At 72.1% G+C, this 14,192-nt stretch carries 14 protein-coding genes and 1 pseudogene; 5 read left to right on the forward strand and 10 right to left on the reverse strand.

Features of this window, described 5'->3' with window-relative positions; genetic code table 11:
- Nucleotides 1-60: 60 nt before the first annotated feature.
- The 5 genes and pseudogenes from N4G66_RS26870 to N4G66_RS26890 all read right to left on the reverse strand — a co-directional run.
- A pseudogene (locus N4G66_RS26870) lies at nt 61-1,164 on the reverse strand (lysylphosphatidylglycerol synthase transmembrane domain-containing protein); the annotation flags it as partial.
- The gene (locus N4G66_RS26875; RefSeq protein ID WP_261706783.1) at nt 1,083-2,027 is read right to left on the reverse strand and encodes a class I SAM-dependent methyltransferase; all 945 of its coding nucleotides are present in this window, start codon (nt 2,025-2,027) and stop codon (nt 1,083-1,085) included. The pseudogene N4G66_RS26870 and the gene N4G66_RS26875, both read right to left, overlap by 82 nt.
- Nucleotides 2,024-3,247: a glycosyltransferase family 4 protein gene (locus tag N4G66_RS26880; RefSeq protein ID WP_261706784.1), complete on the reverse strand. Its 1,224-nt coding sequence runs from the start codon at nt 3,245-3,247 to the stop codon at nt 2,024-2,026. The genes N4G66_RS26875 and N4G66_RS26880 overlap by 4 nt, the downstream gene beginning before the upstream one ends.
- Nucleotides 3,244-3,642: a 6-pyruvoyl trahydropterin synthase family protein gene (locus N4G66_RS26885; RefSeq protein ID WP_261706785.1), complete on the reverse strand. Its 399-nt coding sequence runs from the start codon at nt 3,640-3,642 to the stop codon at nt 3,244-3,246. Before N4G66_RS26885 ends, N4G66_RS26880 begins: the two co-directional genes overlap by 4 nt.
- A gap of 137 nt (nt 3,643-3,779) precedes the next feature.
- Entirely contained in the window at nt 3,780-4,760 is a 981-nt protein-coding gene (locus N4G66_RS26890; RefSeq protein WP_261706786.1) for a zinc-dependent alcohol dehydrogenase, read from the reverse strand.
- A gap of 108 nt (nt 4,761-4,868) precedes the next feature.
- On the opposite strand from N4G66_RS26890, the gene N4G66_RS26895 reads away from it, so the two are divergent.
- The 5 genes from N4G66_RS26895 (at nt 4,869) to N4G66_RS26915 (ending at nt 9,446) form a co-directional block, all read left to right on the forward strand.
- A complete protein-coding gene (locus tag N4G66_RS26895; protein ID WP_261706787.1) occupies nt 4,869-5,669 on the forward strand; it encodes a CDP-alcohol phosphatidyltransferase family protein in 801 nt (266 codons plus the stop codon).
- 206 nt (nt 5,670-5,875) lie between these two features.
- Complete coding sequence (locus tag N4G66_RS26900; protein WP_261706788.1) at nt 5,876-6,757, forward strand: DNA-3-methyladenine glycosylase family protein; 882 nt, start codon at nt 5,876-5,878, stop codon at nt 6,755-6,757.
- A gap of 159 nt (nt 6,758-6,916) precedes the next feature.
- Nucleotides 6,917-8,062, forward strand: a complete 1,146-nt coding sequence (locus N4G66_RS26905; protein WP_261706789.1) for an ABC transporter ATP-binding protein — start codon at nt 6,917-6,919, stop codon at nt 8,060-8,062.
- Nucleotides 8,059-8,775 carry an ABC transporter permease gene (locus tag N4G66_RS26910; RefSeq protein ID WP_261706790.1) on the forward strand — a complete coding sequence of 239 codons (717 nt, stop codon included), beginning with the start codon at nt 8,059-8,061 and terminating at the stop codon, nt 8,773-8,775. Before N4G66_RS26905 ends, N4G66_RS26910 begins: the two co-directional genes overlap by 4 nt.
- Nucleotides 8,772-9,446, forward strand: coding sequence for an ABC transporter permease (locus N4G66_RS26915; protein ID WP_261706791.1), 675 nt, complete (start codon nt 8,772-8,774; stop codon nt 9,444-9,446). Before N4G66_RS26910 ends, N4G66_RS26915 begins: the two co-directional genes overlap by 4 nt.
- A gap of 122 nt (nt 9,447-9,568) precedes the next feature.
- Here the strand turns inward: N4G66_RS26915 and N4G66_RS26920 are convergent, their stop codons facing one another.
- The 5 genes from N4G66_RS26920 to N4G66_RS26940 are packed head-to-tail and all read right to left on the reverse strand — an operon-like array spanning nt 9,569 to nt 13,867.
- Nucleotides 9,569-9,835 carry a hypothetical protein gene (locus N4G66_RS26920; RefSeq protein WP_261706792.1) on the reverse strand — a complete coding sequence of 89 codons (267 nt, stop codon included), beginning with the start codon at nt 9,833-9,835 and terminating at the stop codon, nt 9,569-9,571.
- A 44-nt stretch (nt 9,836-9,879) separates the two neighbouring features.
- Entirely contained in the window at nt 9,880-10,491 is a 612-nt protein-coding gene (locus tag N4G66_RS26925) for a GTP-binding protein (RefSeq protein ID WP_389281670.1), read from the reverse strand.
- Complete coding sequence (locus tag N4G66_RS26930; RefSeq protein WP_261706793.1) at nt 10,442-10,873, reverse strand: DUF742 domain-containing protein; 432 nt, start codon at nt 10,871-10,873, stop codon at nt 10,442-10,444. Before N4G66_RS26930 ends, N4G66_RS26925 begins: the two co-directional genes overlap by 50 nt.
- Nucleotides 10,874-10,931: 58 nt before the next feature.
- Nucleotides 10,932-11,405, reverse strand: a complete 474-nt coding sequence (locus N4G66_RS26935; protein WP_261706870.1) for a roadblock/LC7 domain-containing protein — start codon at nt 11,403-11,405, stop codon at nt 10,932-10,934.
- 2 nt (nt 11,406-11,407) lie between these two features.
- Nucleotides 11,408-13,867, reverse strand: coding sequence for an ATP-binding protein (locus N4G66_RS26940; protein WP_261706794.1), 2,460 nt, complete (start codon nt 13,865-13,867; stop codon nt 11,408-11,410).
- Between the last annotated feature and the right edge of the window lie 325 nt (nt 13,868-14,192).

Here is a 14,192-nt window from a genome sequence, read left to right on the forward strand (position 1 = left end):
CAGGCTCGCCGCGAAGCTGAGCACTCCGTAGATCACCGCGACGGTGAGGCCCATGCCGGCGCCGAGCCCGGCGGCGCCGAACGCCCAGGCGGTGGCGCCCTCACGGGGGCCCCAGCCGCCGACGTTCAGCGGCAGCCCCATGGCGAGCAGGGCGAGCAGCGCCAGCGGCATCAGCCGGACGACGGACGCGGACGATCCGGCGGCCCGTGCGGCGAGCACGAACATCGCCAGGTGACCGGCGAGCACCATGACCGACGCGAGTGTCACACCGGGCCAGCTGCGCCGGGCCAGCAGAGCGCCCCGCGCCTCGACGAGCGCGCCGCGGACGGCACCGTAGCGGCCGGTGCCGGACGGGGTACGGCGCCTGCGGACGACGACGAAGGCCAGCGCGCCGACCACCGAGACGATCGCGAGGAGCAGCGCCACCTCGCGGGACTGTGCGAGCGCCGGCGACGGCTGGGTGAGCAGCACCGCCGCGCCGACGGCCACCAACACGGCTTGTCCCGCGGTGCGTTCGAGCACCACCGCGCGCACGCCCCGGCCGATGTCACCGGTGCTCTGCCCGTGCCGCACGGCCCGGTGCACATCGCCGAGGACTCCGCCGGGCAGTGCGGCGTTCAGGAACAGCGCGCGGTAGTAGTCCGCGACGGCCGCGCCCAGCGGGAGCCGGATGCGCAGCTCGCGTGCGACCAGGCACCACCGCCAGGCGCTGAACACCGTGGTGAGCAGCCCGATTCCGATGGCGGCCGCCAGTGTGGGCCCGTCGATCCGCCGCAGTCCGTCCACGAACACCCCGGTGCCCAGCCGCCAGAGCAGGACTCCGATGATGAGGACGCCGGCGACGGTGCCGAGGTGCTTACGGACACGACGGAAGGCGAGCTTGGCCCGGGAGCCCTCGGGGCTTCCGTCGGCCGCGGGACCCGCGAAGTCCCCGGCCGGGCCGATTCGGGGCTCGGTGCCCGTGGGGCCCGATGCCCGCGAGGCAGGTGCCCCGGACTCCGCGGGGGTGTTCAGGGGCGGGCCGTCGAGGTCCTGGGTCGCCGTCGGTACGGCGGGCGCGCCCAGCGTCTCCAGGCCCGCGCTCACACCGCACCCCCGGCCGGGTGCGGCAGGGCCAGCACGTCGCTGTGGTGGACGACCGCCCGCAACTCGCCCGCGGCGCACGCCGTCAGGCGGGAGTCGAGATACGACTCCGCTCGTGCCGCCAGCTCGGGGCGCTGTTCCACCGCCGCGCCGACCCAGCCGCGCAGCCATTCCGCGGTGAGGGCTGCCTCGTCGGGGCCGAGCCGCCAGGGGCTCGGATCGACCCGTACGGTCGCGCCGTAGCGGGCGAACGCCTCGCAGGCGGCCGTGATGGCGTCCGGGCCCAGCAGTTCACCGCGCCGCTGATGGGTGTTGAACGCCTCGGCGATCTCCGCGTCCAGCGGATCGGCCGGGGTCAGTTCGACCCGGCCGGCGACGGACAGCGTCAGCAGAGCCGGCACACCGGCGCTGGCGCAGGCCGCCGCGAGCCGGTCGATCTCCTCGACGGTGAGCACGTCGAGCAGCGCCGAGGCGGTCACCAGGGAGGCACCGGACAGGGCGTCCGCGGTCAGCCGGCCGATGTCACCACGCTGGGTGGTGACGCCGACGTGGCTGCCGTCGGCCGCCGCCTTGGGCGCCCCGACGGTGGCGAAGTGCAGCAGGTACGGGTCCCGGTCGTGCAGGATCCAGTGCTGGGCGCCGTCGAGCCGGGGTGCCAGCCAGCGGCCCATGGAGCCGGTACCGCACCCCAGGTCGTGGATGACCAGGTCGTCGCCGCCGCGCCCCGGCCGGTTGGCCAGCCGGATACGGAGCGGGTCGAGCAGGTCGGCCGCCCGCGCGGCGGCGTCGGCGGGTTCGCGCAGCTGGAGCCACTGGGGCGCGTAGCGCACCTCGTCGGCGTCCGGATCCCCGACTCGCTGACCGGGCACGCCCGTCCTCACCTTCTCCTCGGGGACGCCGGAGTCGGAGTCCGGCCCGCTCGCGGGAGTCGTCGCGGTACTCATGCCGCCCTCCGGGGTTCCTGGGGCAGTCGGCCGAGGACGCCGGCCAGGCTGCGTGCCGTGGTCGCCCAGCCGTCGAGCGCGGCGCGCCGTCCGCGGGCGGCGGCCTTCAGCCGGCGGCGCACGTCGGCCTCGCCGAACCAGCCGCGCAGCTCGGCGGCGAGCGCCGCCGGGTCCTCCGGGGGGACGAGGATGCCGGGCACTCCGCCGTCGGGGGCGCGTCCGACCGCCTCGGGCAGACCGCCGACGTCCGTGGCGAGCACGGGGATGCCGCGGGCCAGGGCCTCGGTGACGGCCATGCCGTAGGTCTCCGCGTACGAGGTGAGGACCATGAGGTCGGCGGCGGCGTAGCTGGCGTCGAGTTCGGCGCCGGCCTGCGGTCCGGCGAGGTGCAGCCGGTCGCCGAGGCCGTACTGCGCGATCAGGGCGCGCAGGTGGTCGACGTAGGCCGGGTCCTGGCCGAGGCCGCCGACGCAGACGCAGCTCCAGGGCAGGTCGGTGACGGTCGCGAGGGCTTCGACGAGCCGGTGCTGGCCCTTGCGCGGGGTCACCGCGGCGACGCACAGCAGCCGCGAGACGCCGTCGGTGCCGGAGGCGAGCGGTGCGATGTCGGCGCCGGGCGCGGCGACGTGGACGCGGTCGGGGGCGAGGCCGTGGTGGGCGACGAGCCGGCGGACGGCCCATTCGCTGGTGGCGACGACGGCCGACACGGCCCGCAGGGTCGCACGTTCCAGGGCGTCGAGCTCGGCGGCCACGGCGGGCTCGAGTCCGGTCTCGTCACCGAGCGGCAGGTGGACGAGGACGACCAGACGCAGCCGGTCGGCCTCGGGGGCGATGGTCTCGGGGACTCCGCAGGCGACGATTCCGTCGAGCAGGACGACGGTGCCGTCGGGCAGGTCGGCCAGGGTCCGGGCGAGTTCCGTACGGGCGGCGGCTCCGGGGCGGGGCCACTCACCGGGGACGACGTGCCGGTGGACCTGCCAGCCGAAGCCGGGCAGGTCCAGGCAGAGCCGGCGGTCGTAGGCGTTGCCGCCGCTCGGCGCGGCCGGGTCGTCGACGCCGCCCGGCATGACGAAGTGCACGGAGCGCAGGGACATGGGAATGATCTCGGCGTTCTTGATGGCCGCGTTCTGCACGGGCACGTAGTTCAGGGCACCCGGTCCGGCGGGTGTGGCGGCACGGCCGGACGGTGGGGACGCCTTGTCGACGGTCACATCGGTCACAGCGCACGCTCGTAACTCGCCCAGGCGATGTGCGACTCGTGCAGGGTGACGGTGATACCGGTGAGGCCGAGGGCGCCTTCGCCGAGACCTCCGGCGTGGACCCGGTCGGCGAGCCGGTCGGCGATGACCTTCGCCAGGAACTCGGTCGAGGTGTTGGTGTCCTTGAAGTCCGGCTCGCTGTCGAGATTGCGATAGTTCAACTCGCTCACGACGGCTCCGAGCTCCTGCGTGGCCAGTCCGATGTCGACGACGATGTTGTCGTCGTCCAGCTCGGGGCGGCGGAAGGTGGCGTCCACCAGGAACGTCGCCCCGTGCAGGCGCTGCGCGGGTCCGAAGACCTCGCCACGGAAGCTGTGGGCGATCATCAGGTGATCGCGGACGGTGATGCTGAACAACGGACGACCCTCCAGGTGCGGTGCGTCTGATCCTCTGCCGGGATCACGTCGTGTAGTACGGCTGTCCGGTTCACCTTGTTCAGCCGCCTGTCGCCCTTTCTTCGGAGTCCGTAGAGGTCAGGCCGGTTCTCGTCGGCTCAAACGTCTTCGTAGGCGACCCGGTGACACAGGGCGGGTATCGATCCGGAGGCCAGTTTCCCCATCACGTCGGGGAGTTCCCCGAAGGAGCACTCGCCGGTGATCAGGGCGTCGAAGGCTGGTTCGGCGAGGAGTTCCAGGGCGAGCGCCAGTCGGTCGGCGTACGTCCGTCCGGCCCGGCCCGAAGGGGAAACCGAACCCACCTGGCTGCTGCGCAGGGTCAGCCGGCGGGAATGGAAGGCCTCACCGAGCGGCAGGCCGACCCGGCGGTCTCCGTACCAGCTCAGCTCGATGACGGTCCCCTCGCGGGCGAGCAGGTCCAGGGAGCGGGTGAGTCCGGCCTCGGTGGCGCTGGCGTGCACGACGAGGTCGAGTTCGCCTTCGGCGTCCCCGGGGAGCGCGAAGTCGATGCCGAGCGCGCGGGCGACGCCGCCGCGCGCCGGGTCGGCGTCGACGAGCTGGACCCGTACTCCGGGGAAGCGCGCGAGCAGCGCGGCCACCGAGCAGCCGACCATGCCGCCGCCGACCACGGCGATCCGGTCGCCGATCAGCGGGGCGGCGTCCCACAGGGCGTTCACGGCGGTCTCGACGGTGCCGGCGAGGATGGCGCGGGAGGCGGGCACGGACTCGGGTACGACCGTCACGGCGCTCACCGGGACCACGTACCGCGTCTGGTGCGGGTAGAGGCAGAAGACCGTGCGCCCGAGCAGATGCCCGGGGCCTTCCTCCACTTGGCCGACGCTCAGATAGCCGTATTTCACGGGCGCGGGGAAGTCCCCGTCCTGGAACGGCGCGCGCATCGAGGCGTGCTGGTTCTCCGGGACTCCCCCGCGGAACACGAGGGTCTCGGTGCCCCTGCTGACTCCGGAGTACAGCGTGCGGACCAGCACCTCCCCCTCCGTGGGCGCGGACAGGGTGACGTCCCGGATCTCACCGTGGCCCGGCGACGCGAGCCAGAAGGCGCGAGCTGTGAGTTCCATGAGCGTCCCCCTGAACGATTCAGCAGATCTTCACGTACGGAGCAGTGACAAGTCGCGCACACGGTACGCGGCGTTGATCGAATCTGTCATTCGGCCGGAGGATCTGCGGTGGCCCTGAACAACATGTACGGCGCGACGAGGCTCCCCCAGCAGGAGACCATGGTGGGAGCCGGCGTGCAGCTCCTGCTGCTGGCCCTGCTGGGCACGGCGATCGGGATGGGGCCCGCGGGCTGGCTGAGCGGACTGGCGTTCGCGATCGCCACCTGGGCGGTGCTCACCCGCGCCCTGCGGCGCTCGCAGCCCCGCTCCTTCGGACCCGCCAACCGGGTCACGCTCGGCCGCGCGATCCTGGTGGGCGGCGTCACCGCGCTGGTCGCCGACTCCTTCCAGAGCTCGCCGCCGGTGAGCCTGCTGGTCGGTCTGACGGCGGTCGCCCTGATCCTCGACGGCGTCGACGGCAAGGTCGCCCGGCGGACCGGCACGTCCTCCGCCCTGGGCGCTCGCTTCGACATGGAGGTCGACGCGTTCCTGATCCTCGTGCTGAGCGTGTACGTCGGGATGTCGCTCGGTCCGTGGGTGCTGCTGATCGGCACGATGCGGTACGCGTTCGTCGCGGCGGCCCGGGTGCTGCCGTGGCTGAACGGCGAGCTGCCGCCGAGCATGGCGCGCAAGACGGTGGCGGCCCTGCAGGGCGTCATCCTGCTGGTCGCGGGCGCCGACCTCCTGCCGTACGACGTGAACATGGCGGCCGTGCTGACGGCCCTCGCGCTGCTGGTCTGGTCGTTCGGCCGCGACATCGCGTGGCTGTGGCGGCAGGGCGCGCAGGAGCCCGTGCAGCGGACCCCGGAGAACGGGCGGTCGCGGGAACTGGTCGGCGCGGGCTCTGCCCCCGCTGGTTCCGAGGGCTGAATCACCCGCCCGTGCGGGTGCCCCGCCTCGGCGGGGTGACACTCGGCGATCGATCTGGACGCAACGCGTCACGCGGTCGTCCCACTCCCCTTCCCGCCGGTCATCCGGACACAGAACCGCCCGAATACTTGACGGAAATTGTCAGGTATTGCCTCCACAGTGGTGCGCACAGACACGGTGGATGTGTCCCGAGCGGGAGGTCGGACATGGCGCGGCACATGGTCGAGTTCGAGGTGGCAGGTCCCTGGTCCCTGGAGAGCAGCCGGGAGTTCTGGGAGGAGATGGCACCGGTGCCGCCGGCCGATGCCGGGGGTGCGGGCGCGGCGCTGCGTACGGTCTTCCACGCCGACGCCGACTGGCGCCAGGTCGCGGCGGAGGTGGCACAGAGCGGGTCCGCCGCTCGCGTCGCGGTCACCGGGGACGGCGATCTGGACGCCGCCGCCGAGCAGGTGCGCCGCTTCCTGTCCCTGGACGTCGACGCCGGCGGCTGGCCCGCCGTCGGCGACCGCGATCCCGTGATCGGCCGGATCCAGGTGCGCCGGCCGGGACTTCGCCCGTGCGGCTTCCACTCCCCGTACGAGGCCGCCTGCTGGGCGGTGCTGACCCAGCGCACCGGGATGAGCGCCGCCCGCGGCATGCGCGACGACCTCATCTCCCGCTACGGCACCGGCGGCGCGTTCCCGGCACCCGAGGCCCTGCGCCGGCTGGACGCCGAACTGCCCTGGCGCAAGACCGAATACCTGCACGCCGTCGCACAGACCGCACTGGACGGAGTACTCGACGGCGCCCAACTGCGTTCCTTGGAACCGCAGGACGCCATGCGGCAGGTCCAACAGGTCAAAGGGCTGGGCGCGTTCGCCGCCGAACTGGTCGTCGTCCGCGGCGCGAACCACCCCGATGTCCTGCCGACCCGGGAACGCAGGCTCGCCGCGGAGATCACCGAGCAGTACGGACCGGAACGCGAACTGAGCGAGATCTCGGAGAACTGGCGGCCGTACCGCACGTGGGCGGCGCTCCATCTGCGGGTCCAGCGCGGCGAACGCCTGGGCGCCGAGAGGCCGGGTACGGCGTGGACGTCCGGGGGATGACGGTCGTCCACCCACCCGGCGCATCACGGGAAATCGGACGTCCGCCCGACATTCACGACCTGTCCCGACCGAGAACGAACATCAACTGGCTAGACTACGCACCCTCGTGCACGCGATCGCGCCACGCGCGAGCAAGGCCGTTCCGAAGGGTTTCGACGCTTGATAGCCATCGAAGATGTCAGCAAGCGATACGCCGACGGCACGGTGGCCGTCGATCGCCTGTCCCTCCAGATACCGAACCACTCCATCACTGTTCTCGTCGGACCCTCGGGCTGCGGCAAGACCACCACGCTCCGCATGATCAACCGCATGGTCGAGCCGAGCGGTGGCACGATCCGCGTCGACGGCGAGGACATCCGGAGCCGGCCGGTCAACGCCCTGCGCCGCTCCATGGGTTACGTCATCCAGAACGCCGGTCTCTTCCAGCACCGGACGATCCTCGACAACATCGCCACGGTGCCCCGGCTGCTCGGCTGGTCCAAACAGCGCGCCCGGGAGCGCGCGGCGGAACTGATGGAACGGGTCGGCCTGGACCCGGCCATGGCCCGCCGCTACCCGTACCAGCTCTCCGGCGGCCAGCAGCAACGGGTGGGCGTCGCGCGCGCGTTGGCGGCGGACCCGCCCATTCTGCTCATGGACGAGCCGTTCTCCGCGGTCGACCCCGTCGTCCGCCGGGGCCTGCAGGAGGAGTTGCTGCGCATCCAGGGCGAACTCGGCAAGGCCATCGTCTTCGTCACCCACGACATGGACGAGGCGATCACCATCGGCGACCGCATCGCCGTGCTGCGCACCGGCGGCAAGCTCGCCCAGTTCGCCACCCCCGACGAGATCCTCTCGTCGCCGGCCGATCCGTTCGTCGAGCAGTTCCTCGGCGCCGACCGGGGCATCCGCGGTCTGTCGTTCCTCTCCACCCGCGATCTCGAACTCGACCGCTCCCGCGTCTTCCCCGTCGGCTCCGACTGGCGGGAGATCGCCGGACGCGACCCGGAAGGGACGCCCGTGCTGGTGACGGACGCCGACGGCAAGCCGCTCGGCTGGGCCGACCCCGGCGCCTGGGACGGAGACCTCGCGGACCTCGAACCCTACGGCCCGAGCTTCGAGGTGGGCCGCGACTCGCTGCGGGTCGCCCTGGACCGGGCCGTGCTGTCGCCGACCGGCCTGGCGGTCGCCGTCGACGCCTCCGGGCAGGTGCTCGGGGTCGCCGGACAGGAGACGGTCGCCGCGGCGATCCGGGTCGCCCGGCAGCGACGCGCGGCGGACACCCCGCAGGAGACGGCTTCGGCTTCGGCGAAGGCCGGGCGATGAACGGGTTCTTCGACATACCGAGCGACCTCCAGCACAGCTATGGCGGCCTGATCGCCATCCATCTGCAGGAGGCGCTCGTCCCCGTGCTGGTCGGTCTCCTGCTGGCCCTGCCGATCGGCCTGCTGTGCGTCCACTACGACTGGATCTACGGGCCGGTGCTGTGGACCTCGACGGTGCTCTACGCCATCCCGTCGATCGCCTTCTTCGTGGTGCTCATCGACTACACCGGGCTGAGCCAGCTGACCGTGATGATCCCGCTGTGCCTGTACAGCCTGGTCGTGCTCGTACCGGCGGTCGTCGACGGCATCCGCTCGGTCCCCGAGGAGACGAACGCCGCCGCCTCGGCCATGGGCATCGGACTCGCACGCCGCTACCTCCAGGTCCAACTGCCCATCGCCGTACCGGCGATCATGGCCGGACTGCGGGTGGCCGTCGCCTCCAGCATCAGCCTGGTGAGCGTCGGTGCGCTGATCGGGAACCAAGGGGGGCTCGGCAATCTGCTGACCACCGCGCAGTTGTACGGCCGTCCCCGGCTCGCCGTGACCTCGGTGGTCACCACCGCCGCCCTCGCGATCGTGATCGACGCACTGCTGGTCCTGCTGCGGCGGGTCCTCACTCCCTGGGAGCCGCCGTCAGGCGGCGCGGCCGGGCGCTCCGGGGCCGCGACGACCGCGGAGGATGCCGCCACCCGCACCCCGGAGGGCGCCTCGTGAACGTACTCGACTTCATGCAGTCCTTCTTCAGCGACGGCTCCCAGTGGCACGGCTACGACGGCATCCCGCAGCGCGTGTGGGAGCACGTCCAGTACACGGCCGGGGCCCTCGCGATCGCCGCGGCCATCGGTCTGCCGATCGGTCTGGTCACCGGACACACCGGTCGCGGCGGCAACACGCTGGCCTTTCTGGCCACCGGCGCCCGCGCGCTGCCGACCTTCGGGCTGCTGGTCCTGATGTTCGTCTGGCTGGGCCTGGGCATCGTGCCCGTGATGATCCCGCTCGTGGTGCTGGCGATCCCGCCGGTCCTCATCACCACCTACGAGGCGATCCGCACCGTGGACCCCGCCCCCGTCGATGCCGCCCGCGGCATGGGCATGCCCGAGGCGCAGGTCCTGTTCCAGGTCGAGGTCCCGGCCGCCCTGCCGCTGATCCTCAGCGGGCTGCGCTCGGCGACGATCCAGATCGTCTCGACGGCGACGATCGCGGCCTATGTGTCCCTCGGCGGGGTCGGCCGGTACATCCTGGACGGCCTCTACCAGCACAACTACGAGAAGGTGGCCGGCGGAGCGGCCCTCACGGCCCTCCTCGCGCTGCTCGTCCTGGTGCTGTTCTGGGCCGTGGGCAAGGTGGCGGTCTCCCCCGGGGTCCGCACACGCCGGGCCGCGTAGCGATACGACCGACCAGCGGTACCGACACAACGGGGACGGTCTCAGGACCGTCCCCGTCCCGGCTCCGGCTCCGGCTCCGGCTCCGGCTCCGGGACACGCTCCATGCGCAGAGCAGGTGCCGCTCAGCCCCGCCGGACGGTGACCAGGCGAGCCACCACAGCCGGCACGAGCCCGACCACGACGAGGTACGGGCCAAGACGCTCGTCGGGCACGGCCCGCGACCACACACGCCAGTCCGAAGGGGTGTAGCCGTCGGCCGCCATGCAGTCCGCGTAGCGCCTGGGCGGCGCGCCGCTCCGGCCGCGCACCCACAGCAGGGCACCTATGGCCGCACAGGTCGCGGACATCGCGTACAGCACCGGGGCGTGGCGCCGGGCCGGCCTGTTCACCCTTTCTCCCTGTGGCGTTCGACGCTGTGGCGGGTGGCTTCCCGCTACCGTTCGGCCCTTGCCAGCGCGTGTTCGAGGACGACGAGCAGCGCGTCGCGTACGGAACCCCGGTCGCGTGCGTCGAACACGGTCAGCGGGACATGGTCGGCGACGTCGAGTGCCCACCGTACGTCGTCCAGATCGTGTTCGAGTTTGCCGTCGAAGGCGTTGACGGCCACCGCGAAGGGGATCTCGCGGTGCTCGAAGTAGTCGACGGCCGCGTAGCAGTCGTCGAGGCGTCGGGTGTCGACGATGACGAGCCCGCCGAGCGCGCCCTCGACGAGGTCGTCCCACATGAACCCGAACCGCTCCTGGCCGGGGGTGCCGAACAGGTAGAGCTTCAGGGTCGGGTCGAGGGTGACGCAGCCGAAGTCCATGGCGACGGTCGTCGTCACCTTCTCCGGGGTGTGGGTCAGGTCGTCGACGCCTGCGGCGACCGAGGTGATGGACGCCTCGGTGGTCAGCGGCTCGATCTCGGAAATGGCCCCCACCGTCGTGGTCTTGCCCACGCCGAAGCCGCCCGCGATCACCATCTTCACCGGCAGCGGCGGCCGGGGCCGCTCGTCGTCAGCCCTCACGGATCGCGCCCCGGGAGTCGGGGATAGCTCGGAGACCATCGATAACCCTTCGCAGAACGGTGACATCGCGGTTGGAGTGGACCTGCGGTGCGTACAGGGCCAGTTGGCCGTCGGCGCGCAGATCGTCGGCGAGTACCCGGATCACATTCAAGTGCATCCGGAGTTTCGCCGCGATCTCCGCGAGCGACTGCGGCTCACGGCAGACCGTGATGATGTCGCGGTGCTGGTCGAAGACGAAGGCGTTCAGCGCCGCCAGCCCCACATCGGTGGCCACCACCTGCGTCTCGATCGGGATCGGCGGTACGAGACTGTCTCCCCCGGCGATCCGCCCCGCGGTCAGCAGGAACGGCCGGACGACCGAGGCGGGGCGCTCCACTCCCCATTCGGCGTCGCCGCCGGCCAATGGCTCGCCGGACGTCATCACGTCCTCCCCCTTCACCTCGCCGGGCGTCACCGGTCATGTGACGCACCGTCGGACGTCAACCGGTCGGTGCGATGCCCACGGTGTTCTTCAGCTCCATCACCAGCTGCGGGCTCAGCACCGCGCCGGCCCGGTTGGCGAAGAGAGTCATCTCGTACGCGATGTTGCCGAGCTTCGCCTCCTTCGAGGCGACCACCCCGAGCACCGCTCCCGCGCCGAGGGCGGACACCAGGACGTGCCCTTCCTCCAGGTCGATGATGACCTTGTTCAGGCTGCCGAGGCCGTAGTTGCCGGAGGCGCCCATGGCGAGGCTGGTGATTCCGGAGACGATCGCCGCGAGCCGCTCGGAGTCGGCCTGGCCGCGCAGTCGGGAGACCGCGATGAGCAGTCCGTCGGAGGAGACTCCGATCACGTCGACGACCCCGGCTGTCTCGGTGGCGAATCGATTGAGCAGCCAGTTGAAGTCGGCGGCGGCAGTCTTCACGTCGGCCGCGGGTTCCGCTGTTCGGGACTCCGGCTCGCCTGTCCACATGGTCACGTGCTCATGCCTTCCGGGGAAGAGGATCTTCTGTTCTGGGTGTTGGGTTCGGCCGGGCCGTCGGGCCCGCCACCCGGTCTGCCGCCCGGCCGGGTCACCCCGTTCGGGTGGTCCCCGGCCGCGCTCTCGCGCTCGGCCCGCAGGACGGCGGCCTCGAACTCGTCGAGCTCGGAGCGCGCCGCCTCGGCGTCCGTGGGCTGCCAGGAGGGTGGCCTGCGGTGGGTCGGGGGCTCCTTGGGCCTCGGCAGCCGGCTCGACGCCGTGCCGGCCGACAGGGTCGCCCCGCGCACCCGGCGGCGCAGCGGTCCGGCGTCGCCGGACCGCCCCGGGCCCGTGGGTCCGGGGTCGGAGCCGATGCCGGGCCGGGTGCCACCGTGCGTCGCCGCGCGCTCGGCGCCGGTGTCCGTCGCCGGTTCCGAGCGGCGGGCATGGCCGGGGGAATCGTCGGTCTGGGACCACGCGGGCACCCGGCGGGGCAGGCCCGCGGGTCCGGGCGGCGCCTCGACCCGCGCCGGGCGCGGCTCGCTCGGGCCGGAGCGGCGCGCGGGCGGCTGGATGCGCGGAGCCCGCGCCGCGGAGGGGCCCGGGTCGCCGAGCACGAGGTGGGACGTGGGCACCGCCACGGTGGCGGTGACGCCGCCGCCCGGTGTGCGGGACAGGACGACCTCGATGCCCCAGCGCCGGGACAGGCCGCCGACCACGAACAGGCCGAGGACCTCGGTCGGCGCGAGGTCGAGGCGTTCGCGCCGGATCAGCCGGGCGTTCTCCTGTTCCAGCCGCTCGGGGCTCATGCCGAGGCCGTGGTCGATGATCTCGACGAGGGCTCCGCCCCCTCCGTGCCGGGGCCGCAGGACCACTTCCACGCCGCTGGTCGCCGGGGAGAACATCACGGCGTTCTCCAGGAGTTCGGCGAGCATCAGCGTCAGGTCGCCGACGATGTCGGGGACGACGGCGACATCGCCCTCGGCGTGCGGGGTGACGCGCTGGTAGCCCTCGATCTGGCCGAGCGCGGCACGGACGATGTTGCTCAGCCGCATCGGTTCGGTGTTGAGGCCGGTCTCACTGATGCCGGCGAGCAGCATGAGGCTGTCGGCGTTGCGCTGCAGACGGACGGCGATGTGGTCGATGCGGTACAGCCGGTCCAGCACCTCGGGGTCGGTCTCGCCGCGCTCCACCGAGTCGATCAGCGCGAGTTGACGAGCCGTCAGATTGCTGACCCGGCGGCCGACGTTGCCGAACATCTCGGCGATGTTGCGCCGGCTGACGACCTGGCGTTCCAGCAGGGCACTCGCGGTGACCTGAACCTGGTTGAAGGCTTCCGCCAGTTCGCCGATCTCGTCGCGCACCGGAACGGGGACCGCTTCCAGTCGCGGCGGGCTCGCGTCGTCGGCGTCGTCGTCCGCGACACGGGCGAGCTCGCTCTCGGCGGCGCCGGCCACATACTGGGCCGCGGAGGTCAGGGTGCGTACGGTCCGCACCACGGAACGCCGGGTCAGCACCGAGAAGAGCAGCCATGCGGCGAAGGCGAGCAGGCTGCCGACGACCAGCCAGGCCACCCGCCACCAGGCGACGTTCGAGGCGGACTGGGCGTCCGCGGCGATCTCGCCGATCAGCGACTGGACGACCTTCAGCCGGTTGTCGGCCTGCCGCTCATAGGTGGGACCGGCGCGCAGCGCGTCGTCGAGAGCGGTACGCAGCTGTGTCGCGTTCTCAGCGACCAGCGCGCCGGTGTCGACCTGGAGCGCGGCCCAGTGCTGGGTGATGACGCTCTGGTACGGGCTGTGCTCGATCTCGGCGAGGTCGGTGCCCTGTTCCGGGCCGGCGAACCGGGTGAACCGCTCGGCCTGGTAGGTGTACTGGTCGTAGTCGCCGACGGCGCCGGTGAACTCGATGAGCGCGTTGGCGTCGCGGGTGCGGGCGGCGAACACGCTGGTCTCGAAGGAGGCGTGGGCGGTGTCGGCGCGCAGCAGCGCGTCGAGCAGATTGCCCGCGGCCGCGGAGGACTCACTGCCCGACCGGCCGAGACCGAGGCCGTCGATGAGGCCCTCGATCACCGATCCGTACGCCGGGTCGATGTTGTCGGCGGGGATCGGCCCCTGCTCGACGGTCTTGCGGAGGCTGTCCAGGCCCTCCAGTTCCTTCAGCGCCTGGGCCTCGCCGACGGGCAGCCGGTCACTGTAGGCGGCCCGGACGGCTTCGATACGGGTCCCGACCTTCTCCTGCGCGGCCAGATAGGCGGCCGTGTCGGGCGGGCTCTCCCCCGAGCGGGCCGCCTCGTAGCGCAGGGAGACCAGGAGTGCCTGCCGGTGTTCCGTCTGCACGGCGTCGATGAGTTTGGTCACCTGCGCGCTGTCCCGCACAAGTTGGGCGGTGTCGGCGGCGGACCGGGCCCGGTCCGTTTCGCCGGAGACGACATAGGCGAGCATCGCGGAGATGACGGCGAGCGGCACGATCACCAGAACATTGAGTTTCCGGCGGAAAGGCCAACGGTCCAGCAGAGATGGTGTCCGGCCGGTCCGGAGAGCCGTGGACGGCTGCCCCGAGGCGGCTTTTCTGTGCGCGGGCACCCAACCTCCTTGACTTCATTCCCCGTTGGAATCCCATGGGCAGGCCTGCATGGACCAAAGGTCACGAACAGTGCGATCGGGCCGACAAGTGGAAGGGGGCCCTCGACGCGGCCAACACTAGCGGCTGCCGTAAGAGTACGGCCATGATCAACCGAAAAGTGGCACGCGGAGACGCCGGGTTCGATCGCATTTCGGTCCCGTTGCGCCTACGGGG

The organism is Streptomyces rhizosphaerihabitans, from assembly GCF_025399795.1.
Lineage (GTDB): Bacteria > Actinomycetota > Actinomycetes > Streptomycetales > Streptomycetaceae > Streptomyces > Streptomyces rhizosphaerihabitans.

Excerpts from the sequence above, each read along its gene's own strand:
- N4G66_RS26875 (WP_261706783.1), bottom strand. The coding sequence starts at position 2,027 with ATGAGTACCGCGACGACTCCCGCGAGCGGGCCGGACTCCGACTCCGGC.
- N4G66_RS26890 (WP_261706786.1), bottom strand. The coding sequence starts at position 4,760 with ATGGAACTCACAGCTCGCGCCTTCTGGCTCGCGTCGCCGGGCCACGGT.
- N4G66_RS26900 (WP_261706788.1), top strand. The coding sequence starts at position 5,876 with ATGGCGCGGCACATGGTCGAGTTCGAGGTGGCAGGTCCCTGGTCCCTG.
- N4G66_RS26910 (WP_261706790.1), top strand. The coding sequence starts at position 8,059 with ATGAACGGGTTCTTCGACATACCGAGCGACCTCCAGCACAGCTATGGC.
- N4G66_RS26925 (WP_389281670.1), bottom strand. The coding sequence starts at position 10,491 with ATGGTCTCCGAGCTATCCCCGACTCCCGGGGCGCGATCCGTGAGGGCT.
- N4G66_RS26930 (WP_261706793.1), bottom strand. The coding sequence starts at position 10,873 with ATGACGTCCGGCGAGCCATTGGCCGGCGGCGACGCCGAATGGGGAGTG.
- N4G66_RS26935 (WP_261706870.1), bottom strand. The coding sequence starts at position 11,405 with ATGTGGACAGGCGAGCCGGAGTCCCGAACAGCGGAACCCGCGGCCGAC.